This window comes from Herbinix hemicellulosilytica (assembly GCF_002904165.1).
Taxonomy (GTDB): Bacteria; Bacillota; Clostridia; order Lachnospirales; family Lachnospiraceae; genus Mobilitalea; species Mobilitalea hemicellulosilytica.
This window is the reverse complement of the sequence record NZ_CVTD020000026.1, coordinates 64,037-87,791: the sequence shown is the minus strand read 5'-3', so window position 1 is coordinate 87,791 and position 23,755 is coordinate 64,037. Positions and strand designations below refer to the sequence as shown.

At 38.0% G+C, this 23,755-nt stretch carries 17 protein-coding genes; 10 read left to right on the top strand and 7 right to left on the bottom strand.

Annotation, left to right across the window (positions count from 1 at the left end; genetic code table 11):
- Positions 1-185: 185 nt before the first annotated feature.
- Together mfd and HHT355_RS11800 are read left to right on the top strand one after the other, a co-directional pair.
- On the top strand, positions 186-3,722 hold the full coding sequence (mfd, locus tag HHT355_RS11805; protein ID WP_242967669.1) for a transcription-repair coupling factor: 3,537 nt from the start codon (positions 186-188) through the stop codon (positions 3,720-3,722).
- 224 nt (positions 3,723-3,946) lie between these two features.
- Positions 3,947-5,362: a peptidylprolyl isomerase gene (locus HHT355_RS11800; protein WP_103203647.1), complete on the top strand. Its 1,416-nt coding sequence runs from the start codon at positions 3,947-3,949 to the stop codon at positions 5,360-5,362.
- A 159-nt stretch (positions 5,363-5,521) separates the two neighbouring features.
- Here HHT355_RS11800 and HHT355_RS11795 read toward each other — a convergent pair whose 3' ends face one another.
- Positions 5,522-7,024: a DUF1846 domain-containing protein gene (locus tag HHT355_RS11795; protein WP_103203646.1), complete on the bottom strand. Its 1,503-nt coding sequence runs from the start codon at positions 7,022-7,024 to the stop codon at positions 5,522-5,524.
- A 367-nt stretch (positions 7,025-7,391) separates the two neighbouring features.
- Here HHT355_RS11795 and HHT355_RS11790 point away from each other — a divergent pair, with 367 nt between their 5' ends.
- From HHT355_RS11790 to HHT355_RS11780, 3 genes are all read left to right on the top strand, one after another.
- Positions 7,392-7,958: an SOS response-associated peptidase gene (locus tag HHT355_RS11790; RefSeq protein ID WP_103203645.1), complete on the top strand. Its 567-nt coding sequence runs from the start codon at positions 7,392-7,394 to the stop codon at positions 7,956-7,958.
- Between the two features lie 575 nt (positions 7,959-8,533).
- Entirely contained in the window at positions 8,534-10,084 is a 1,551-nt protein-coding gene (gene thrS, locus HHT355_RS11785; protein WP_103203644.1) for a threonine--tRNA ligase, read from the top strand.
- A 373-nt stretch (positions 10,085-10,457) separates the two neighbouring features.
- On the top strand, positions 10,458-10,712 hold the full coding sequence (locus HHT355_RS11780; protein WP_103203699.1) for a DUF6171 family protein: 255 nt from the start codon (positions 10,458-10,460) through the stop codon (positions 10,710-10,712).
- Positions 10,713-10,963: 251 nt separating this feature from the next.
- Here HHT355_RS11780 and HHT355_RS11775 read toward each other — a convergent pair whose 3' ends face one another.
- Positions 10,964-11,530 carry a hypothetical protein gene (locus HHT355_RS11775; protein WP_103203643.1) on the bottom strand — a complete coding sequence of 189 codons (567 nt, stop codon included), beginning with the start codon at positions 11,528-11,530 and terminating at the stop codon, positions 10,964-10,966.
- A 416-nt stretch (positions 11,531-11,946) separates the two neighbouring features.
- On the opposite strand from HHT355_RS11775, the gene HHT355_RS11770 reads away from it, so the two are divergent.
- Complete coding sequence (locus HHT355_RS11770) at positions 11,947-13,209, top strand: DNA polymerase Y family protein (RefSeq protein WP_103203642.1); 1,263 nt, start codon at positions 11,947-11,949, stop codon at positions 13,207-13,209.
- A gap of 284 nt (positions 13,210-13,493) precedes the next feature.
- On the top strand, positions 13,494-13,760 hold the full coding sequence (locus HHT355_RS11765) for a hypothetical protein (RefSeq protein WP_103203641.1): 267 nt from the start codon (positions 13,494-13,496) through the stop codon (positions 13,758-13,760).
- Here the strand turns inward: HHT355_RS11765 and HHT355_RS11760 are convergent.
- The 3 genes from HHT355_RS11760 to hcp all read right to left on the bottom strand — a co-directional run bounded on the left by HHT355_RS11760 (position 13,733) and on the right by hcp (position 17,181).
- A complete protein-coding gene (locus HHT355_RS11760) occupies positions 13,733-14,488 on the bottom strand; it encodes a DNA-methyltransferase (RefSeq protein WP_103203640.1) in 756 nt (251 codons plus the stop codon). The genes HHT355_RS11765 and HHT355_RS11760 overlap by 28 nt on opposite strands.
- Before the next feature lie 268 nt (positions 14,489-14,756).
- Complete coding sequence (locus HHT355_RS11755; RefSeq protein ID WP_103203639.1) at positions 14,757-15,314, bottom strand: hemerythrin domain-containing protein; 558 nt, start codon at positions 15,312-15,314, stop codon at positions 14,757-14,759.
- 229 nt (positions 15,315-15,543) lie between these two features.
- Positions 15,544-17,181 (bottom strand): hydroxylamine reductase, encoded by a 1,638-nt coding sequence (hcp, locus tag HHT355_RS11750; RefSeq protein WP_103203638.1) that lies wholly within the window; start codon positions 17,179-17,181, stop codon positions 15,544-15,546.
- Between the two features lie 196 nt (positions 17,182-17,377).
- On the opposite strand from hcp, the gene HHT355_RS11745 reads away from it, so the two are divergent.
- Positions 17,378-18,067: a Crp/Fnr family transcriptional regulator gene (locus HHT355_RS11745; RefSeq protein ID WP_103203637.1), complete on the top strand. Its 690-nt coding sequence runs from the start codon at positions 17,378-17,380 to the stop codon at positions 18,065-18,067.
- A gap of 137 nt (positions 18,068-18,204) precedes the next feature.
- Here the strand turns inward: HHT355_RS11745 and HHT355_RS11740 are convergent, their stop codons facing one another.
- On the bottom strand, positions 18,205-19,344 hold the full coding sequence (locus tag HHT355_RS11740) for a glycerate kinase (protein WP_103203636.1): 1,140 nt from the start codon (positions 19,342-19,344) through the stop codon (positions 18,205-18,207).
- Positions 19,345-19,423: 79 nt separating this feature from the next.
- Positions 19,424-20,116 (bottom strand): DNA/RNA nuclease SfsA, encoded by a 693-nt coding sequence (gene sfsA, locus HHT355_RS11735; RefSeq protein ID WP_103203635.1) that lies wholly within the window; start codon positions 20,114-20,116, stop codon positions 19,424-19,426.
- Positions 20,117-20,524: 408 nt separating this feature from the next.
- On the opposite strand from sfsA, the gene HHT355_RS11730 reads away from it, so the two are divergent.
- Both HHT355_RS11730 and HHT355_RS11725 read left to right on the top strand, forming a co-directional pair.
- Entirely contained in the window at positions 20,525-22,372 is a 1,848-nt protein-coding gene (locus HHT355_RS11730; protein WP_103203634.1) for a glycoside hydrolase family 3 protein, read from the top strand.
- A 361-nt stretch (positions 22,373-22,733) separates the two neighbouring features.
- On the top strand, positions 22,734-23,594 hold the full coding sequence (locus tag HHT355_RS11725; RefSeq protein WP_103203633.1) for a M23 family metallopeptidase: 861 nt from the start codon (positions 22,734-22,736) through the stop codon (positions 23,592-23,594).
- Positions 23,595-23,755: the final 161 nt, after the last annotated feature.

Sequence of the window (23,755 nt, the reverse complement as noted above, 5' to 3'; positions counted from 1 at the left end):
GATGCAAAGGAATCCTTTTTTAAAAAGATTCTGCGAAAAAATAATTAAATGCGATACAACAGATTTTTTAAGTCGGGACATATATTACAGCTTTATAAATTTATCTTATTTGAATAAACATAATACTCAGGATATACTAGCAAGGGAAAATATAAGCATATAACGGCTAACAGGAGGAATCCCGGTTGAAGACCTTTACAGAACCCTTGAAGGAATTAAAAGAATTTAATGAAATAAAGGACAATATAATAACGGGGACATTGCCGGTAATGATTACCGGCTGTATTGATTCACAAAAATGCCATCTGATTTACGGCCTTAGCGAAGGCTTTAAATTTAAAGTTATAGTTACTTACAATGAGCTGAAAGCCAAAGAAATATATGAAGATTACCGTTTATATGATAAAAACGTGTTCATATATCCGTCAAAGGACATTATCTTTTACAGTGCCGATATCCACGGAAGAGCCATAGTCCGGGAAAGGCTTCAGATACTTAAAAGAATCATAGAAAAGCAGGATACTACAATTATAATGAGCCTGGACGGCGGTATGGATAGGCTTCTTCCCCTTCAGCATATCAAGGAAAGAATAATAACCGTTGATATGGATACTGAAATTAAACTGAAGGATTTTGAGGCCACCCTTATAAGGCTAGGATATGAAAGACAGGCTCAGGTTGAAGCGCCCGGAGATTTTGCCGTAAGGGGAGGAATTATAGATATTTTTCCTCTTACCGAAGAAGTGCCGTACCGTATAGAGCTGTGGGGAGATACAATAGATTCTATCCGTACCTTTGACGTAAGCAGCCAAAGATCAATTGAGCAGGTAGAGAGTTTAACTATTTATCCTGCCGCAGAAATTATCCCCGATGAAAAACAGCTTGCTTTGGGCCTTAAGAAAATTGAAGAAGAAGAAAAGCAGTATATAAAAACCCTGACCCAGCAGAATAAGACCGAGGAAGCCAATAGGATTCGTGGAATTATAGCCGAGTTTAAGGAGAATTTGCAGGTCTTTCAGGGGTCCGTAAGCCTGGAAAGCTATATAAATTATTTTTACGATAATACCATGAGTTTTTATGAGTATTTTGACAACTCGGACAGCATTTTCTTTTTGGATGAACCGGGCAGGCTTATTGAAAAAGGAGAAGCTGTTGAAAATGAGTTTCGTGAGGGTATGATAGGAAGGATTGAAAAAGGTTACATTCTTCCGGGGCAGATGAATGTAATATATGGCTATAAAGATGTCTTAAATATTCTGTCAAAGAAAAATACCCTGCTTATAAGCACCATGGAGCCCCGAAACAGCTATATAGATGTAAAAAATAAATATGTTTTTTCCGTCCAGTCTCTTTCTTCCTATCATAAGAATTTTGACGTTCTTGTAAAAGACCTGGAATATTGGAAGAAAAACAAATACAGGGTGATACTTCTTTCCGGGTCAAGAACCAGGGCTAAGCGTCTGAGCGAAGACCTCAGGGATTTTAACCTTAATCCTTTTTACAGCGAAGATTTAGATAGGGTTCTCCAGGAAGGGGAACTTATGATAACTTACGGCAATCTGAAAAGAGGTTTTTCGTATCCTTTAATCAAATTTGTTATCATATCGGAAAGCGATATATTTGGGGCAGAGAAAAAGAAAAAGAAGAAAAAATACTCATATGACGGTCAGAAAATTCAAAGTTTTACTGACCTTACTCCTGGAGATTATGTTGTCCATGAAAATCACGGTCTTGGTATCTACAGAGGAATTGAAAAGATAGAGGTAGACAAGGTAACCAAGGATTATATCAAAATAGAGTATGGTGACGGAGGCGTGTTGTATGTACCTGCAACAGGCCTTGACGTGATTCAGAAATATAACGGTACTGAAGGGCGGAAACCTAAACTTAACAAGCTTAATTCTTCCGAGTGGAAACATACCAAAGCCAGGGTAAAAGGAGCTGTAAGGGAAATCGCCAAAGAGCTGGTGGAGCTTTATGCTAGCAGGCAGCAGAAAAAAGGCTTTAAGTTCAGCCCCGATACCGTATGGCAAAAGGAATTTGAGGAAGCCTTTCCCTATGAGGAAACAGAAGACCAGCTTAAAGCCATTGAAGAAACCAAAAGGGATATGGAAAGCGACCGCATAATGGATAGGCTTATTTGCGGTGATGTGGGCTACGGTAAGACCGAGATAGCTATCCGGGCCGCATTTAAAGCTGTAGCAGACAGTAAACAGGTAGTTTTCCTTGTTCCTACAACTATACTTGCGCAACAGCATTATAATACCCTGGTCCAAAGAATGATGGATTATCCGGTAAGTATAGGTTTGCTTTCCCGCTTTAGGACCCCTGCCGAGCAAAAAAAGACTATTGAAAGGCTCAAAAACGGAACTTTAGATATTGTTGTAGGTACCCACAGGGTACTTTCGTCGGACGTAAGTTTTAAGAATCTGGGACTGTTAATCATAGACGAGGAGCAGCGATTCGGAGTTGCCCATAAGGAAAAAATAAAGCAGCTTAAAAAAGACGTGGATGTTCTTACCCTTACCGCAACCCCTATTCCGAGGACTTTGCATATGAGCCTTATAGGCATTCGTGATATGAGTATCCTGGATGAGCCGCCTGTGGATCGTTTGCCTGTCCAGACTTATGTATTGGAACATAACGACGAGATAATCCGTGAGGCTATTAACAGGGAACTTGCCAGAGGCGGACAGGTATACTATGTCTATAACAGGGTACAAGGGATTGATGAAATAGCGGCTAATGTATCCAAACTGGTACCTGAGGCAAACGTAGCCGTTGCCCACGGACAGATGAGTGAACGGACCTTGGAAAAGATTATGTTTGATTTTATATCCGGTGAAATCGATGTTTTGGTTTCGACTACAATTATAGAAACAGGCCTTGATATATCAAACGTAAATACCATAATAATTGAGGATGCTGATAGGCTTGGCCTGTCACAACTTTATCAGCTAAGAGGCCGGGTAGGAAGGTCAAACCGTACGGCATATGCATTTTTAATGTATAAAAAGGATAAAGTCCTTAAGGAAGTGGCGGAAAAAAGGCTTCATGCCATAAAAGAATTTACAGAACTGGGATCCGGCTTTAAGATTGCCATGAGGGACTTAGAAATTCGTGGCGCAGGAAACCTGCTTGGACCTGAACAAAGCGGCCATATGGATGCCGTAGGGTATGATCTGTACTGCAAGATGCTTAATGAAGCCATAAAATCTTTAAAGGGCGACGAAGAGGAAGAAGAATTCTTTGAAACAACGGTAGACATGGAAATGGATGCTTTCATACCGTCTACTTATATTATGAATGAGATACAAAAGCTTGATATTTATAAGAGAATTGCCGCTATTGAAACAGAGGATGAACTTATGGATATGCAGGAAGAACTTGTTGACCGTTACGGGGATTTGCCGAATGCGGTTAATAATCTTCTTAATATCGCCCTGATTAAGTCGTACTGCCACAGCGTATATGTTCAGGGGCTGGTGCAAAAAGGCAATGAAGTTAAGCTGATGATGTATCCGAAAGCGAAACTGGACGCGGCAAAAATACCGGAACTTATTAAGAAGTATGGAAGCAGCCTTAAGTTTTATGCCCAGGGAAATCCGTATTTTACTTATCAGCTGCCTAAGCCTGCCAAAGGAAAAGCAGATAACAACTGGATATTTGAAAACATTAAGAAACTGCTTGATGATTTTAAAACTTTACTTCCGCAATCTTGACAATAGGTATGGGCTTATCTACAATGAATTTAAGCAAGAGATAAAAGCAGGTAAATTTTGCTTAAGTTAAGCGTATAAGCTAAAGGTTAATTTAGCGGCTGCGTGCAATTTCATACTAATGCTTAGGTTTATTTTGATATAACTGGACAAGATAAGAACATATCGTAAATGTAAGTAAATAAGCTTAACCGTTATAAAGTTAAGCTGAATGAGAGGGACATAAAATGAGTAAAAATTACATGTATAACATGTGCAATAGATTAAAGATTATTTTACTGATTCTTTTTATTCTGCCTCTTTTAAACGGTTGCAGGATAGACGAATCAAGCTATGAACTGACCAATTATAAAGGTAAATCTGTAAACACCTTTGAGAAAAAGACAAAAACCGAACTGGTAGAAGAAAGTAACGGCGTTTATAAGCTGGAAGGGGCCTTACAGCTTATTGCGCCGAAAGGTGACATTACATCCATTATGGTTCTTGACGGGGGTAAAAACTACAAAATTTTTGGTGTAGAAATAGGAATGGACAAAACCGAGGCGGAAAATAAGATTAAAGAGTTTTACGGGGTTGAAACGAATAAAACTCTGGAGTCGGATAAAAACTCGGTTACTTATACTTACAAAAACACTGACAGTGAATTATATATTTCCTATGATATTGATACGCATAAGGTTACCGGAATGTCTTATTATTATTTTAAGCCCGACAAGCAGCAGGTAACCGAAGATACCACTGCCGGAGAACTGATTGCCCTGATAGGAGACATAAGGGTATATTACAATGAGGTTATGGTTTACTTAAAATCGGCACAGGAAACGTATGAAACGGAGTACGGAAAAGATATCTGGAATGTGGATATTTTTGGAGACGGAAAGACTTTCGGTGAACATATAAAAGATGAGGTTATAAAGCAGATAACCCAAATTAAAATAATCCGCGATAAAGCCGAACAACTGGGCATTGCTTTAACGGAAGAGGAAATGGCTGATGCCGTCTCTTATGCAGCCGAGCATTTTGCCGGACTTTCTGATGCCGATATAGACCGGTACCTGGTAAGCCGTGAACTTTTGGAACAGGTATATAGCGAAAATCTATTGGCTGAAAAAGTTTTTGAAACCCTGACCATAGATGTGGACACCAATGTATCCGATTATGAATCCAGACAGATTACGGTACAGCATATATTGATATACGGAACCGAACCTGATGATGAAGGTAACAGAAAACCGCTATCTTTTGAGGAGAGAGAAAAGGCTTATCAAAAAGCAGTTTCCCTGCTTGAAAGGGCAAGAAGCGGAGAAGACTTTTATTCTCTTGCGGAAGCCAATTCAGAAGATGAAGTTATTGAATATACTTTCGGAAGAGGCACGGGGCCTGAAGAATTCAGCGATACGTTTGAGCAGGCAGCATTTAACTTAAAGACCGGAGAAATAAGCGACATTATCACTACAGATTACGGATGGCATATTATATACTGCGTAACCGATTTTAACGAAGATGCTACAACCGAGGTTAAAGAGAAAATTATAGAAGACAGGCGTACCAAGCTTTTTGCCGAACTTTATGAACAGTGGTTTGCGGATTATGATGTGGTAATCAACAGTGAAGTTTGGGATGCAATTTCCTTAGGGGATTGATTTACTGTTGAGGTAGGGTTTTAACGGGATTAAATTGGTTTGTAATTCATAAGCAAATTGATACCAATAAGTCAAGTTATTTATATTTGACTATAAATATTATAAGCCCTGTGGGATAAGACCACAGGGCTTAATTATGTTCATTATTTGTGCCCTATTTTAAACGTAATATAAATTTTCGGACGGATAGAAAGGATCGCAGGTAATGTCGATTCCGAGCTTTCTTAAAATTTGCTCGTCGTTTTTGTTAAGTATGGTAGTGCAATGACCCTGAACACCCTTAAGAAGAGACAATTTCTCATATGCAAGCTGTGCTGTAGGATTGGTAACTGCACAAATACTAAGGGCTATTAAAATTTCGTTGACATTTAAGCGGGATATTTTGCTGTTAAGATCTTTTTCCTTCAAATCGCGGATTGTATTTAAGATAAGCGGTGAAAGCAGATATATTTCATCGCTTATTCCTGCCAGATACTTAATAGCATTTAAAATGGCGGCAGCAGAACAATCCATGGTGGAGGAACTGCGGCCTGTTATTATTTTACCGTCGTGCATTTCAAAGGCCATTACGGATACGGTTTCGTTATCATTGCAGGTTTCTTTAAGTTTTGCGGCATAATCTCTGGCTGGCATTACACATCGCCTGTCTTCCTGCCTTAATTTTAACTCTTCCATTATAACCTTCATACGGTTAAGAGCATCCTCATCCAGCAATCCCTTTTTGAAATCACAGGCGGTGGCAAAATATCTGCGTATTATTTCCTGCTTTGAAGCTTCACAGACCACTTCATCATCTATTATGCCACAGGCGACTCTGTTTACCCCCATGTCAGTCGGAGAATGGTATACGGACTTGCCTGTTATTCTTTCAATTATTCTTTTTACCACCGGAAACATTTCCAGATCCCTGTTATAATTTACCGCAACTTCATTATATTTTTCAAAATGGAAGTTATCTATCATATTAACATCCTTTAAATCTATTGTAGCAGCTTCGTATGCAATATTTACAGGGTGTTTAAGAGGCAGATTCCAGACAGGGAATGTTTCGAATTTGGCATATCCGGCCACGCGGCCCAATTTGTATTCATGGTAAAGCTGATTTAAACAGGTTGCCAGCTTACCGCTGTTAGGACCGGGAGCGGTAACCACAACTATGGGCTTGGTTGTAGGTATATAAGGATTGATACCGTAACCGTTCTCGCTGACAATTGTATCCACATCGGCAGGATAGCCGGGAATTGTCATATGCTTGTATACCTTTATGTTGCGGCGTTCAAGCTTGTTTATAAAGACATTGGTTGCCGGTTGCTTGTTATAGCGGGTAATAACAACGCTGTTTACCTTAAGATCATAGCTTCGAAAATCATCCAATAAACGGAGGACTTCCATATCATAAGTAATGCCATAATCTCCTCGAACTTTATTTCTTTCAATATCGCCGGCGTATACGCAGATAATAATTTCTGCCTGATCCTTTAGTTTTTGGAGGATTTTAATTTTTGCATCCTCATCGAAACCGGGTAAAACTCTTTTGGCATGTTTGTCACCTATTAGCTTGCCTCCGAATTCCAAATACAATTTGTCAAAGTTATTTACCCGTTCCAAGATATATTTTGTTTGTTCTTCAATGTATTTTTGTGGATCAAATCCGGCTTTCATGAAGTACCTCCTTTAATAACTTTATATAAGATATCGGTATATTTGAAGTTTTTCATAAGAATTTTTAATAATCTGCATTAGTATATAATACAAGCTTATTTACACACTATACTCTATCATAATCAAAAAAGAAAAAAAGTCAAACGGTTTTTTTCCTGCTTTTCATTGGATTTAAAATTTCTTATAATTAAACTTATAGAACATAAAAGCAGATATTATAATTGTTAAAATCTGATATCAATATGAAGCAAAAGAAGAAAAGAATATTCGACGGGCTTATAAAGATAAAAAAAACGGCTGATAATAAATAAAGTAATTTGTTCGGATTAGTTTAAGAAAAATAAAAAACGGAAGGCAGGGTATTGGTATGTGCGGAAGGTACAATTTTACTGTGGAGCAAAGTGAAGAAATCAGGGAATTGCTTGATAAACTGAATGCAAAGGTTAGGGGAAAGATATTTAATACAGGCGAAATATTTCCCACCCATCAGGTTCCTGTCCTTATAGAGGAGGAAAATCAGGCATCACCGGTTTTAAGTATCTGGGGTTTTCCCAAATTTGATAAAAAGGGTGTAATTATTAATGCCCGCTCCGAGACCGTTTTTGAAAAGAAAACATTTAGGGACAGTGTTATTAACCGCAGGTGTGTCATACCTTCCACGGGCTTTTATGAATGGGACAGCGAAAAAAGAAAGTTTTTGTTTAAGCTGGAAGGAACCAATACCCTCTATATGGCCGGGATTTTTTCGTATTATCAGGATGAGATGCGGTTTGTAATTCTTACGACACAGGCTAACGAATCCATGAAGGATGTGCATAACAGAATGCCTCTTGTGATTTATAAACATGAAATCGAAACATGGATTTTGGATGACAAAGCAACCGGAGATATCCTTAATAGGGTTCCGCCGATGCTTATTAGAGAGCAGGTATAATAAGGAATCTTAATGCAGGCTTTTTATTCGACAGGATTTCATCTACAATATATTGCATATTAATTCTCATTTCAAACCTTAGGTTGGTTTTGAAAGAACACTTGCGGATATATTTTGCCGGCAGAGTACGTGTTTCGTAAATTAAGCATAATATTGGAAAGTTTTGCTTAAAAATTCTTTTTCGGGTATTGAAATTATGAATGGTATCTGGTATTATATATGAAACTTGGAGGTATGGTTATGGCTAAGAAACTTTATACCGTATTAATATCCATATTTGCAACCACCACTACCGGCTAGGGCTGCCTTTGAAGTTAGTTGTTAATGCAACCAACGACAAAGGCCAGCCCTTAAGGTCGTGTGGTTGCAAGGAGATAGATAAACACCTTGCACCAAAAAAGTGCAGGGTGTTTTTATTTACTATAAATTTTTTAGATATATGAGTTTTTAAAATATAAAGGGGGTGATTGCTCCGATGATTAAAGGAATAATGGCGGATTATTCCCAGGAGCGCCTGACCGCTGTCTTTTCATTTTAATATATTAAAAATCTGATTAAAATGAGGAGATGAGTTTATGGTAAGTTATAAAAAATTATTGGCAGACAGATTGACAGAAGCGGTAAGAAAACATTTTCATGAAGCGAACTGTATTAAATTTATGGAAAGCAACGAAGGATTCTATTGCGACTATGATATTCCTCCGCTTGTTCCGAAGATTTTTGAAGAAATAGGAAAACAAATATCGGCAGATGACATTGATTGTGTGTTTGAATTACGAAGCTATTCAGGAGTATATGAGGATGATAATGCAAATAACCGTGTACTTCAAAGAATTTATGTTACAGCGTTTCCTACAGCTGATGAATTTATGGAATATAAGAATTTTCTTGAAGAGGCCGCAAAACGGGACCATAAAGTCTTAGGAAACGAATTAGAGCTGTTTTCTGCTTCAAATGATATCGGCCAGGGCTTGATATTATGGCATCCAAAGGGGGCAATGCTAAGATATATTTTGGAGGGTTTCGGACAGAAAGCTCATATACTTAACGGTTATCAGTGGGTTTATACGCCTCATATCGGCCGGTCAGAACTTTGGAAAACATCGGGGCATTTGCAATTCTATAGAGAAACAATGTATAATCCTATTGTAATTGATGATGAAGAGTATTATCTAAAGCCTATGAACTGTCCTTTCCACATCAATATCTATAACAGCCGGATACATTCGTACCGGGATTTGCCTATAAGGTATGCCGAATATGGAAATGTATACAGATATGAGCTTTCGGGAACTTTAAACGGTCTGACCAGGGTCAGGGGATTTACCCAGGACGATGCCCATATTTTCTGCACTCCCGAGCAGGTGGAAAGGGAAGTTGAAAGAGCTCTTGAATTTTCACTTTATATATTGAGGTCCTTTGGTCTTAATAAGTTCCAGGCTTATGTCTCAACCAGACCTGAGAATAAATCTATAGGTGACGAAAAGGACTGGGAAATGGCTACCGAGGTTCTTAAAAAAGCTGTTATATCGGCAGGTTTGGACTACAAGATTGACGAAGGCGGCGGAGCTTTCTACGGGCCGAAGATTGATATAAAACTTTATGATTCACTGAACCGAGAATGGCAATGCAGCACTATACAGTTTGACTTTAATTTACCTGCCAGATTTAATGTGTTCTATGTCGGGCAGGACGGCAAGAGGCATACTCCCTTCATGATTCACCGGGCCTTATTTGGAAGCATGGAAAGGTTTATAGCTCTTTTAATAGAACATTATAAGGGTGAATTTCCGTTTTGGCTGGCTCCCGTTCAATTTGGCGTGGTGCCTATAAGGGAAAAACACAATGATTATGCAAAGAAAATTTCAAGTCAGCTTAGAGGACAAGGTTTTCGTGTCGAATTAAACCTGGATAATGACAATATGAGAAATAAAATAAAGAATTTTCAACTTGAGAAAGTACCGTATATTCTTGTGGTCGGCGACATGGAAGCTGAAAATAATACATTTGCAGTCCGCAGCCGCAAAGACGGTGATCTTGGAGCAATGGATCTGCCTGCCCTCATCGAATATCTGAAACCTCAGATTGAACAGGGAATACCAAGATGCATATTTGAGGATTTTTAAACTTCTATAAAAACGAGAAAGTAGAGCTGAAAGTTATATATACTTTTAGCTCTACTTATTTATTATCTAATATGGAGTAGAGTTCATAAAGTAAAAAATAAGGCAATACGCATTGAAATATAGAATTTCAGTATTCTATATTTATCTGGTCATATTAGCTTCAATAATGGAATTATAAGTTTAAGTGTATTATAATTTAAAATAATGGCGTAAATGAAAAAGTATTAATTTAATATTCCTATATCCATAATCTTACCGGATTATCAAAAAGCCAATTCAGAAATTTCGATTTTATATAAAATTTATGCGGGAAATCTTTAACGTGACTTATAGCAATAAAAAATATAATGCAATAGCAGAAGGGAAGTTAAAATTGGACAAAAGATTTTGCAGAAAATGTTTGACCGAAGGATTTTCAGATAAAGAGTATTATAAAACCATTTCAAATTACATATCCAATATTCCGGAAGAATTAAAAACACCGGAAGATATCTATGCCGCTCGGCTTGAAAGCTGCAGCAAATGCCAATATCTTATGAACGGCTTGTGCAGGTTATGCGGTTGTTTTGTGGAAATTAGGGCTGCATCTATAAAGAATTACTGCCCAAATAAAATTCCATATTGGTAAATTGAGGATAAATTATGCATCTTTCAGGCTGAAGAAAAATAAAATGCAAGCTGCCGCTAAATGAAATACCGAAAATAAACCCTGTCTTATGTTTGTTGCTCAAATGTGAGGCGAATATTTAATTGAGAAATCACTATCTACCGTTTAAAACAGAAAAAGTATCCGGTTGATTTTGCAAAAAAGCACTTTTTATAAGTCTTACCGAGAATACGATGTAAGTTAATTAACACTAGTATTGATATAATTAAAATTTATTTTATCCTTTTTACCTCATTTATCATTTTAACCATGGAATCTTCTGATACATTATCAAAGGTTAAATTTGAATTTTTATTAGCAAATTTAAAAGAATTGATTTTTCCATTATCATATTTCATTCTTCCTTGTGTACCGCTAAGAGTTGTATAGGTACCATCATCATTCTTTTTGGCAAATATCAAATATTTTTCTCCAGATTTCATCAACGGATCATCACTTTTTTCGTAAATACGATTATCTTTTTTCCCTCCAATCATATATAATTTAATCTCTTCACCCTTTTTGCAATTATATATGGATTTTTTTACCTCAGCGGTAAATATGGTTTCTGGAAGAGGGCCGTTTCCAATTTGTTTTCCATTACTAGTTATTTCGACAACTGCAATGATATTACTATTATTAACCAGCTCATCAAGACTTCCATAATTATAAGTATAGCTAGTATGTATTTCGACTCTTTCTGGATTTTTTGAATGTAAAGAGTCATAAACAATAGCGCCACATAAGGCTAAGCATACTGCTAAGATGAATATAGCTTTTTTAAAATGTTTTTTAATCATAATTACCTCCTATCTGCACTACTCCACTTGAATTCCACACAGAAGCTGCATCATTAAGAAAACTTTTAAAACGTGAGGAATTATAATTATCTGATATCCACAAATTTGGTATGTAGACAATACTCTTTTCTAAAATGTAATAAAACTACTAATTATTGAAAATAATGTAATTCAATAATACATTATTAAAAAAAAATTGTCAATCAAATTTTACGCAGTATTTTATAATGTTATATGTCATTTAAGAAATGCTTTTAACTGCGGGTGTCAACCGGATAATATAAATCCAAAGAGTTATTAAATAACTATTTTTGCGATGAATTTACTTTTATTCCCTCTTTACACCGAACATAAGTTCTGCTATAATCTAATCGAACATAAGTTCTGTTTAATGACGCCAAGAGGTGGTCGCATTTATGAATAAAATTATTTTTCATATTGATGTAAATTCGGCTTTCCTAAGTTGGGAAGCCGTTTATCGACTGCGAATCCGTGGAGAGAAAACGGATTTGAGGGAGATTCCTTCTGCTGTGGCAGGAGATGTGAAAAAGAGACACGGGATTATCCTCGCCAGGTCTACTCCTGCCAAAAAATACGGCGTAAGGACGGGAGATACCATAAACGATGCCTTAAAGCTTTGTCCGAATCTGGTTATGGTGCCGCCCCACTATGACCTTTATGAAAGCTGTTCTGAGGCTATGATGGAGATTCTTAAAGAGTTTTCTCCCTGTGTTGAACAGTATTCGGTGGATGAAGCTTTTTGTGACATGACCGGAACGGTAGGGCTTTACGGCTCTGCTGTGGTTGCGGCCACTCTTCTTAAAGATAAGATTTACAGCGAACTGGGTTTTACGGTAAATGTGGGAATTTCCACAAATAAGATACTTGCAAAGATGGCGTCAGATTTTAAAAAGCCCAATATGGTGCATACCTTATTTCCCGAAGAGATAGAGCAGAAAATGTGGCCCTTGCCTGTAGGGGACCTGTTCTTTGTCGGGCCTGCCTCCAAAAGAAAGCTTCATGCTTTGGGAATCCATACAATCGGGCAACTGGCCAATACGGACCCGGATATCCTTAGGGCGCATTTTAAAAAGTATGGGGAGGTAATTCATGCCTTTGCCAACGGGATTGATTTATCCGTTGTTGCCGAAGAAGCGCCTCCCAATAAGGGCTACGGCAATTCGACGACTATTCCGTTCGATGTGGATGACGGCAGTACCGCCAAGATGGTGCTGCTTTCTTTGGCAGAAAAAGTATGCACAAGGCTGCGGGCAGACAATGTTATGGCAACGGTGGTTGCGGTAAGTATAGTAGATATATATTTCCGGCACTCATCCCACCAGATGACCCTTATCTCTCCGACAAATATCACAAACGAGATACACAAAGCCGCCTGCAAATTGTTTGACCGGCTTTGGGACGGAACACCGATAAGACATCTTGGAATTCACACAAGCAAAATAGTAAGGGGAGAAGTTTATAAACAGATAAATCTTTTTGATATGAACCGTTACGAGAAACTGTCCAGGCTGGATGCGGTTGTGGACACAATAAGAGAACGGTACGGTGAAGATTCCGTCAAGCGGGCTATTTTTTTAAAAGGGCCGGTTTATCATATGGCCGGCGGTATTTCTCCGGAAAAGCGAAAACCAATGTATAAAGAAGGGATAACCTTATAATTAAGGCAATTTAATGATATGAGAATAAAGTATTATCTTATTAAGAAAGTAAAATAAATAATAAGCTGCAAAGATAAAAGTCAGGTATAAACCGTGAAAGAAAATTGGATTTAAATTAAGGGCAAGTATCAGAAAGCAAAATTTGATATCAGAAAGTAAAAACTGATACAGCCGCCTATATATCAGAAAAGGATGTGAAACATAGAAATACATTTAGGTATAAGAACAGAAATATATTAAGGCTCATAAAGGAAGTTAATTAATTTCGGAACAGAAGGAAGGGTATGAAGATGCTGAATATGCCGGTGGATGTAATTGCAACTTTCAATGTTCAGGGAAAAATCAGGCCGAATTATATAAGGCTTGAAGATGAAGAGCACACCCTGCAGACTTTTAAAATTGAAAATATAGTTTTTTCACGGGAAGAAAAGTATGCCGGAATGCCGGCTATACACTTTTGCTGCAATATAATAAGAAACGGTTGTGCCCAGTTAATACACATAAAATACCATGTAAAAACCCATCAGTGGGTTTTGGTGCGTGAGGGGTAATCTTTTTCTGAGACGGCTTCTTTTATTCGTTTTACACTTGCCGTATAATACTCCTTGTCAATTTCTATACCGATAAAGCGGCGATTAAGATTTAAGGCCGCAACACCGGTAGAGCCTACGCCCATAAACATATCAAGAACCAAATCATTTTCATTGCTGGCTATTTCAATAATATGCCTAAGTACTGACAGGGGTTTTTGAGTGGGGTGCTTCGGATATTTTAGCCTTTCCTGGCCCATGCAGATGGGTGCTTCTATAAAATTGTGCATCTGGCTTTGCTTTAAGAAATTCCAGGTATGGCCTTTATTCCACATACAGACAATCAGTTCGCAGCTGTTAAGAAAAGAAGACTTTCGTATGCTCGGAACAGGGTTGGTTTTATGCCATACCATGAACTGAAAAGTGTCAAATTCCTTATCAAATACTTCATGCCATTTTCCGAACAGGTTATAACCGGTAAAGATAAATATATTTCCGGTGGGTGAAAGAATCCTTTTAAAATCTTTAACGAAATCTGCAGGATTTAGCTCTACAAGGTCCCATTCAGCCAGGTCGTTGTTAATTTCGCTTCGCCAGTTAAATTGCATATTGCCGGTTGAATATTTGGCAAGATTGTAGGGAGGATCGCACAGAATTAAATCGATGCTGCCATCCGGAATTTCCTTAAGGTATTCCATGCAATCACCGTGAAGCAGAAGATAGTCCTCTATGGCATTAACATCAATCATTAAATCTCCCCCTGAATAGGCGTTGCATATAAAATCCTTACTTTTTATAATTATAAATATATTGTAACATAATTTTTGGAAATAAAAAGGTTTTTCTGCCTGAAATTAATGATTTTTTGAAAATAAAATTTTAGGACCAAATACATAAAATTAAGAGGCTGCTGCATAATCTAGTGCAACAGCCTCTTAATAAATATATGTGAATAAGGAAGTTAAGCCGGTTTAAAAAACATTTAAAATTAATTTTTATTATAAAAAGTATATAAAACTAATTTATATATTTCCTTTCCAGCTCATCAAGCAACGATATATAGTAGTCCTGGATTCCTTTTTCTTTCGCATTTGCTTCGAAAGAATCGGTATCATTATCAACCTTATTTAAAATCTCCGCCGGAAGCCGGTTTTTTGCAAAGGTATATATAACGCTGTCTTCTTTTTCTATATGTCGCTTCAAATGATGTGTATAGCTGATGGCATTGGCTATTACGTCTATTCGGCTTTCGGCATCGCCCTTTTTAACCCGGTCCAAAGCACTTTCAAGTTCCCGGATATACAGTCTGCCAAGGTCATGTTCAATCAGCATGCCATGGGTTATTAACTTGTTTCCCAAAGGGCCCAGGTGTTCCACCATTTCATTAAATAAAAGCTTTTCTTCTTTGCCGTGGTGGTGGGCATCGGCATAATTGCGGATAAAATCTATCATTCTATCAAAATCTTTGTAATCTATATCATTACCGTTCATTATACCGAGACAGGCTTTTCGCACAACGGCTAGCATCCTTAGAATATATTGATGTTCTTCCATCATTAACTTAATACTGTCCATGATACCTCCTTTAATTGTTGATAGTTTATACTACTATTATTGCCGTTTTACAAAGAAGCAAAAAGGTATATCTTCCGATAACACTTATTAATATTATTTAATGGCAACAAGGAGCAGCTATTGGGCTCAAATCCCAAATAACAGCCGCTCCTTTTTATGTCTGTACTTTACCGGTAAATTAAATTGTCTTAATCTATGCTAAATGGAGTAGGGGCTATGTTTGCATGTTTTATTCCAAAAACAGCTTTATGTCATCTTCTACGGTTCCAATTCCTGCTATGCCGAAGTTTTCAACTAGTACCTTGGCAACATTGGGTGAAAGGAAGGCAGGAAGGGTAGGCCCTAAGTGTATGTTCTTAACCCCTAAGTACAGGAGTGAAAGAAGAACTATTACCGCTTTCTGTTCATACCATGCGATATTAAATGCAATAGGAAGCTCGTTTATGTCGGTAAGCTCAAAGGCCTCTTTCAGTTTTAAGGCGATGAGTGCCAGGGAGTATGAGTCGTTACACTGACCTGCGTCAAGAACTCTTGGTATACCGTTGATATCGCCAAGGTTTAATTTATTATATTTGTACTTGGCACAACCTGCGGTTAAGATAACGGTATCCTTAGGCAGAGCTTTGGCAAATTCGGTATAGTAGTTTCTTGCTTTCTGACGGCCATCACAACCTGCCATTACAAAGAATTTGCGGATGGCACCGGATTTTACGGCCTCCACTACCTTATCGGCAAGGGCAAATACCTGGGCATGGGCAAAGCCGCCGATGATTTCACCTTTTTCGATTTCTTTGGGAGGCTGGCAGGTCTTAGCCATTTCTATTATAGGGGAGAAGTCTTTATAACCGTTTTCGTCCCTTTCAATGTGAACGCATCCGGGTACTCCGGCAGCACCGGTAGTAAAGAGCCTGTGCTTATACGAAGGCGCAGGAGGAACAACGCAGTTGGTTGTCATAAGTATAGGCCCGTTGAAGCTTTCGAACTCTTCTTTCTGCTTCCACCAAGCATTGCCGTAGTTTCCGACAAAGTGATCGTATTTTTTGAAAGCAGGATAGTAATGGGCAGGAAGCATCTCGGAGTGAGTATATACATCAATACCCGTATCTTTGGTTTGCTCAAGAAGCTGCTCCAAATCCCTTAGGTCATGGCCGGATATGAGGATACCGGGCCTGTTTCTTACCCCGATATTAACCTTAGTGATTTCCGGATTTCCGTAAGTTCCGGTGTTTGCCGAATCAAGAAGAGCCATGCCGTCTACTCCTACTTTTCCGGTTTCTAAAGTAAGAGCTATAAGCTCATCAACGGTTAAATTGTCATCTAAGGTGGAAGCTAAGGCTTTCTGCATAAACGCGTTGATTTCTTCGCTGTCGTAATTTAATTCGTTGGCATGTTTCATGTAAGCAGCCAGGCCTTTTAGTCCGTAAGTAATCAATTCTCTTAAGCTTCTTATATCTTCATCCTTTGTCGAAAGAACACCGACTGTAACGGACTTTTCGTCCAGTTCTTCCCTGGTTGAAGCATTCCAAAGGGCGGCTTCGGGAAGATTATTCTTATCGCTTATCTTATCTAATAATTTATTCTTAATACGCAAGGTTTCAAAAACTCTTTGGTAAAAGACTTCATTATCAAAATTGGCATTTGTTATAGTTGTAAAAAGGTTGATTGTAATATAATGATTAATGTCTGCCGAAACAGTTTCGCCTTGTGCCCGTAAAGCTGTTGTAACGGCACTCAGCCCTTTTGTTACATAAACCAGTAAATCCTGCATTCTCGCCAAGTCGGGTGACTTGCCGCACACACCAAACGTGGTGCATCCTTTGCATCCGGCTGTTTCCTGACATTGATAGCAAAACATCTTGTTTTCCATAATTCCTCTCCTTATTGACTCTTATTTTGTATTTAAATGTTTTGGTTGACATCTTCAATCTACGGTGAGTATAATACAATCATGAGAAAGAAAGTGTAGCCGCGGCAACATTTTTGCAAAGAAAAAGATTTTTTGGTTACCTACTTATGGGAGATATCAAATATATAATTGGATATATCATTAAGGAGGAGTAGTCTTGGAAGAGTATTTTCCCATATTTAAAAAAAGTGTTTTGTTTCGTAATATAGATGAAAGCAATTATAAGCATCTTTTAGGGTGCCTGGGCGTGCAGGTAAAAAGCTATGAAGAAGAGGAATACATTCTTTTTGCGGGGGATGTAATTAATCATATCGGAATAATACTTTCCGGAAGAGCTCAGATTATGAAAGAGAGCCTGGCGGGAAACAAGCACATTATCGCGATTTTGGAAGAGTCAGATATGTTTGCGGAAGGTATTGTATGTACGGCATCCAGGATGTCTCCGGTTACGGTTCAGGCAATGGAACCGGTTAAAGTTCTTCTTATCCCCTATGAAAGAATTATTAAAAGCTGCGGTCAGACGTGCGGTTATCATTTTACCCTGATACAAAATATGATGGTAATTCTGGGGGAAAAGAACGTAACACTAAACTGGAAGCTGGAACTTCTAACCCTAAAAGGAATGCGTGAGAAACTGGCAAGTTATTTGCTTAAGACATCAATGGAATACGGTAGCAATACCTTTCAGATACCCTTAAACCGGACGGAACTGGCAGACTTTTTAAATGTATCCCGTACGTCTATGTGCAGGGAACTGTCCAGAATGAAAGATGAGGGTTTGATTGATTTGTACGGACGAAGTTTTAAGATATTGGACAAGAAAAGATTGGCTCAGTGTCTGGAATAATATATATGAAATACTTCTGAATGTACTAACTAATATTTTCATATATGGTTATGCAAACGCCAGGCGGTTTTCGCCTGACGCTTACATAAAAAATTGGGTTTATTAAAGAAGCAATGGATTAGTGTATTTTATTTACTTTAACTAATAAGCGCACGGATGAGCCTGAATACCTGATAAGCTGATGCAAACAAGTTATATCTTGCGGTTTTTTCTTCCATGGCTTCTTCCAATGTTATGGGAAGCTGAAGTATGGAAAATAAAGCGTCTATGCCTTTTTCGTTGCATTTATAAGCGTCTTTTGCTACGCCTCCGCCGAAAGCAATTACCTTTTTGCCGTATTTTTTAGCCAGCCTGGCTACCCCAATGGGGGCTTTACCCATAGCGGTCTGAAAGTCCAGTTTGCCTTCACCGGTAATTACAAAATCGGCATCCTTTATATCTTCTTCAAGCTTAATTTCGTCAAGAATAATATTAATGCCGGATTCCAGCCGGGCATTAAGGAAAGTTAAGAACGCATAACCTAGGCCTCCTGCGGCTCCCGTACCCGGATAATTTGCGGTATCTTTGCCCGTAGCCTTTTTTACCGCATCGGAATAATTTCTTAAACCTTTATCAAGTATTTCTACTGTTTCGGGTGTGGCACCTTTTTGAGGTCCAAAGACGTATGCGGCTCCTATCGGCCCGTAGAGAGGATTATTAACGTCACAGGCAATCCTGAAGGAGCATTCCGAAAGCTCTTTTAAAGCGTTTTTTGTACTTAAATCTGTTATTTTTATTAAATCATTTCCTATGGGTTTTACTGCATTTCCTTTTGCATCAAAAAATTCAATTCCCAAAGCGGTTAACATACCGATACCGCCGTCATTGGTTGCGCTTCCTCCGATACCGACAATAAAATTACGGCAGCCCCGTAAGATGGCATCCTTAATCATTTCACCTACACCGTAAGTGGTTGTATATAAAGGATTAAGCCTGGACTTTGGAACCAACTTTATGCCTGCTGCCTCGGCTATTTCAATGACGGCGGTCTTTTTATCATCCAAAATACCGTAAGAAGCGGTGATTTTTTCTCCCAGCGGGCCTGTAACTTCTGTTTGTATTTTTGCCCCTCCCATTCCGAAAAGCAGAGCATCAACCGTTCCCTCCCCGCCGTCTGCCAGGGGTTTTACTATAACTTCTGCTTCACAAGCCTTTAAGATACCTTCTTTAATTGCCATGCCGGCCTCTATAGAAGAAAGGCTCCCTTTCAGCGAATCTATTGCAACTACTACTTTCAAATCCTATTTCCCCTTTTTATTTTTATCCTAACATATTTTATAAATTTGTTAAGATGGATAAAATATCAAACCTTGTATGTTACAATATAACCGGAATTTTTTTCGTAATACTTACTTCATCAGGCTTTACTGTGCATCGGTATGCCAGTATTTCTACTCCGGCATTTTTGGCTTCTTTTACTTTGTTTGCAAAAGCAGGATCGGTTACATGGTTTGGTGAAAAGCCTGCTGCCTGTTCAAACTGGATTACAAACAAAAGGGCTACTTTATAGCCGCACCCGGCTGCATGGATAAGCTCATCTATATGTTTTCTTCCTCTCTCGGTAGGAGCATCGGGGAAATATGACCAGCCGTCTTTTTCTAAAGTTACTCCTTTAACTTCAACAAAACAGATTTGACCGTTATCATCTGATAATTGAAGGTCAAAACGGCTGTTTTGGTAGGTTACTTCTTTTTTTATATGATTAAATCCGCTAAGTTCTTTAATAAGCCCCTTTGCAACAGCCTCATAAGCCAGGGCATTTGGAAGCTGAGAATCAATTGATACCCAAGAATCTTTCTTTTTTACCATCCTAAGTTCATATTTAGTTTTTCTGCTTTCTTCGGGATGATAGGATACTATAACCGGTGCACCGGGTATTAATATTTCTTTCAGCCTTCCCGTATTGGGGACATGGCTTATTACCTGTTGCCCGTCTATGTCTATGTGGGCAATAAACCTGTTTGGCCTGCCGATAAAGGTTCCGTATCTTATGTTGTAATTTAGTTTCATAGTTATAGCCTTTCCGTAAAAGTTTTAAATGTAGGTTTTGATATATTTTATCACATTTTTAAAAAGCGGGGCACTTAATTATAGGGAAAGATACTGTTTTGTTTTATGTAGTAAATTTTAAAATTAACCTGGCATACTATTTTCTTTTTATATAAATAACTATATAATTAATACAGTTAATTAAGGGATAAAATGGCAATGAGGAGTTGATTTTTTGAAAAGAAAATTAGTAATTAATCATCAAAGGCAACAATAAGCAGATATGGACGGTTGAAGACAGTGAACATGTAATGATGTGGATTGAGCACAATCAGGAGTATAAGGAGAAAGTAAATCAGTTATTGAACAGTATTGAAAATTAATCGTATATAACAATACGACGTATAATTAAGAGAGGTAAAAATAATTATGAGAGGTTATAAGTATTTAGCTTTACTGCTGGTATTAGTACTGGTACTTGGTGGATGTTCAGGAAAACTTAAAAAGACGTCTCCTTCCGACGAAAAGGATTTAAACCCGCCACCTAAAGTGTCAAAAGAAACATCTATTGATGAACTGATCGTCTCGATGACGATGGAAGAAAAGATAGGCCAGATGATACAGGGGGCCAGGGATATGGTTTCGACAGGCGACATAAGAAACCTGATGCTTGGTTCCGTATTAAGTGGCGGCGGCTCTTACCCTAAAAACAATACCATAGAAGACTGGCAGGAGATGATTGAAAATTATCAGAGTGCAGCTTTAATGACCGATAAAGGGATTCCTATAATTTACGGGGTGGATGCGGTACACGGCCTTGCCCTTGTCAAAAATGCCGTTGTATTTCCCCACAATATCGGTATAGGTGCAGCCAATGATCCCGAATTGGTATATGAAATGGGGGCTGCGGTTGCCGAAGAAATGAAGCTGATAAGGGTACAGTGGAATTTCTCGCCTTGCGTTGCCGTAAATACCGATCCCAGATGGGGCAGAACTTATGAATGTTATTCCAGTGATCCTGCCATAGTTGCTAAACTGGCTAAGGCTTATATAAAAGGGCAGATGGATCATGGAATTGCACCTACGGCAAAACATTATGTGGCTGACGGTGGGGTCAAATTTGGAACCGGAGAAGGAGATTTTCTAATAGACAGAGGAGATGCTATAATCTCCGAAGAAGAACTAAGAGAGATTCATCTCCTTCCTTATAAGGAACTGATAGACAGCGGGGTCAAGATAATTATGGCTTCCTACAGTTCCTGGAACGGAGTTAAGATGCATGAGAACAAATACCTTCTTACCGATGTCCTTAAGAATGAACTGGGCTTTAAAGGTTTTATTATATCCGACTACGAGGCAGTATCCACTCTAAGCGGCCAAACTTACGAAGAAAATATAGTAAAAGCGGTTAATGCCGGAATAGATATGTTCATGGAAGCAGTTAGCTATAAAAAGGCTTATGATGCCCTGCTTGATGCGGCAAAAACAGGAAAAGTATCTGAAGATAGAATTAACGATGCGGTAAGAAGGATTCTGACTGTAAAGCAGGAAATAGGCTTATTTGATGACCCTTATATGGAAATTGTAGGCCGTGAAGTTGAAAATTTGGGTAGTGAAAAGTATCGTAAACTTGCCAAGCAATTGGTAGAAAAGTCTTTGGTCCTGCTTAAAAACGACGGCAATATGCTTCCTTTAAAGAAGGGTCAGAAAATATTTGTTACCGGTCCTGCCGCCAATGACCTTGGTATGCAGTGCGGCGGATGGATGCAAACCTGGCAGGGCAGCATGGACAGAGGAATGTATAAGGCAACGGAAGGAACAACTATTTTGGAAGGTTTACTTGAGTATGGCAGCAAATTTGGTTTTGAAATCATAACCGATGAAGAAAGAGCAAATGAAGCCGACTTGGTAATACTGGCAATCGGTGAAGTGCCTTATGCAGAATATACGGGAGATACGGCAGATCTTTCTATAGTCGGGGATAAAGCTCATCCTGACAATGCGGCAGCAATAGAACTGGCAAAAAGCCTTAATAAGCCTGTAATTACCTTGATTATTGCCGGAAGAAACGTACTAATAACAGATTATATAGACGATTGGGATGCTGTAGTTATGTGTTATCTTCCGGGAACCGAAGGAGACGGTATAGCATCCGTCCTGTCCGGTGTGGCTCCATTTACCGGAAAACTTCCCATGCCTTATTATAAGAGTGTTGAAGATATCGGAAAAGAAAATCCGGAATTGCTGTTTGATATTGGGTATGGGTTAGAGTATTGAGAAATAGTAATGTTTATATTGTGCATTTTTTGATATATAAATTTATAAAGGGCTTTCAGAAATTATTCTGAAGGTCTTTTTTTATAATATAAGGTAAAATAACATTCATTATAATATGCATACATAGGTTCATAATTTACCAATACGTTGACCGTATATCAGAAAAGCTTTCGTACTGTTTCTCATATATATTTTTAATCCGTAATGATTTGAGTATCATTGGTAAGTAGTTATTCTGTTAAAAACATTTAGGAAAAATAGGATCGTATAATTAATTGCTGTAATAAATTGACATTTGCTATTTAATCAAATATATTAAGCTTAAAGAAGATATATAAGAATAAATAAGAGGAGCTGAAAAATGAGCAGAGTAATTTTGGTCATTGGGATATTGAAATATATAGGATTGCTGGGAATTCCGGCATTGTTTTCAGACAATATGATTTGGAAATGTTTTGCTCTTTTTTGGCTGTTTGGCATATTGGAAATAATATTGACATTACCGGTGCTTGTTCAATCCATAAAACAGGTTACAGCAATTCCGATTATATATATTAGGTATAAATTTAAATTACCGGATATACATAGTTATAATCCTAAAGTTTTATATTCTTTGCCGTTTAAAGAAAAATGGACAGTTATCAACGGCGGTGTATATAAAGACGGTTCTCACTCGTGGAATACCCAATCTCAAAGATATGCTTACGACTTTCTAATTTTGGATAAGGATGGCAACAGCGCGGCCGGAGACAGAAAAAGACCGGAAAATTATTATTGTTACGGAAAAGATGTGCTTGCGCCTGCGGACGGTATCGTAGTCGATTTAAAAGTTAACCACAAGGACAGTAAAATATTTAATTATGGGTTTATGGATCGGGCTATAACCGATATACGGGGCAATTATATAATAATAAAACATGCGGAAAATGAATACAGTTGCCTGGCACATCTTTTGCCCCGCAGTATACAGGTACAAAAAGGCCAATATGTCAGGCGGGGTGAAGTGATAGCAAAATGCGGTAATTCGGGCAATTCGTCAGAACCGCATCTTCATTTTCAAATACAGGACAGAAAAAGCTTTTTTATTCGATGGGATTACCTATACATTTTACAGACATTCATAAAGAGGCGGCACAAAACTATATTAATTTTGATAAACGAAAATTACCCCACAATACAGATATTGGCAATGATAAATTTATACACAGAGGGTTGGCGGTAAGCAATATAAATAAAGAATAGGAAGATAACGTTTTACGCATAAAGAATAAGCAGATTATCGTTTTTTAAAATGTTACAAGTCCCGTGTTAAAATTGTTTTAAATAATTCATACTATTATGTAGTATCTGAAATCGGTCTGGACGCATATATAGGATTAAAGG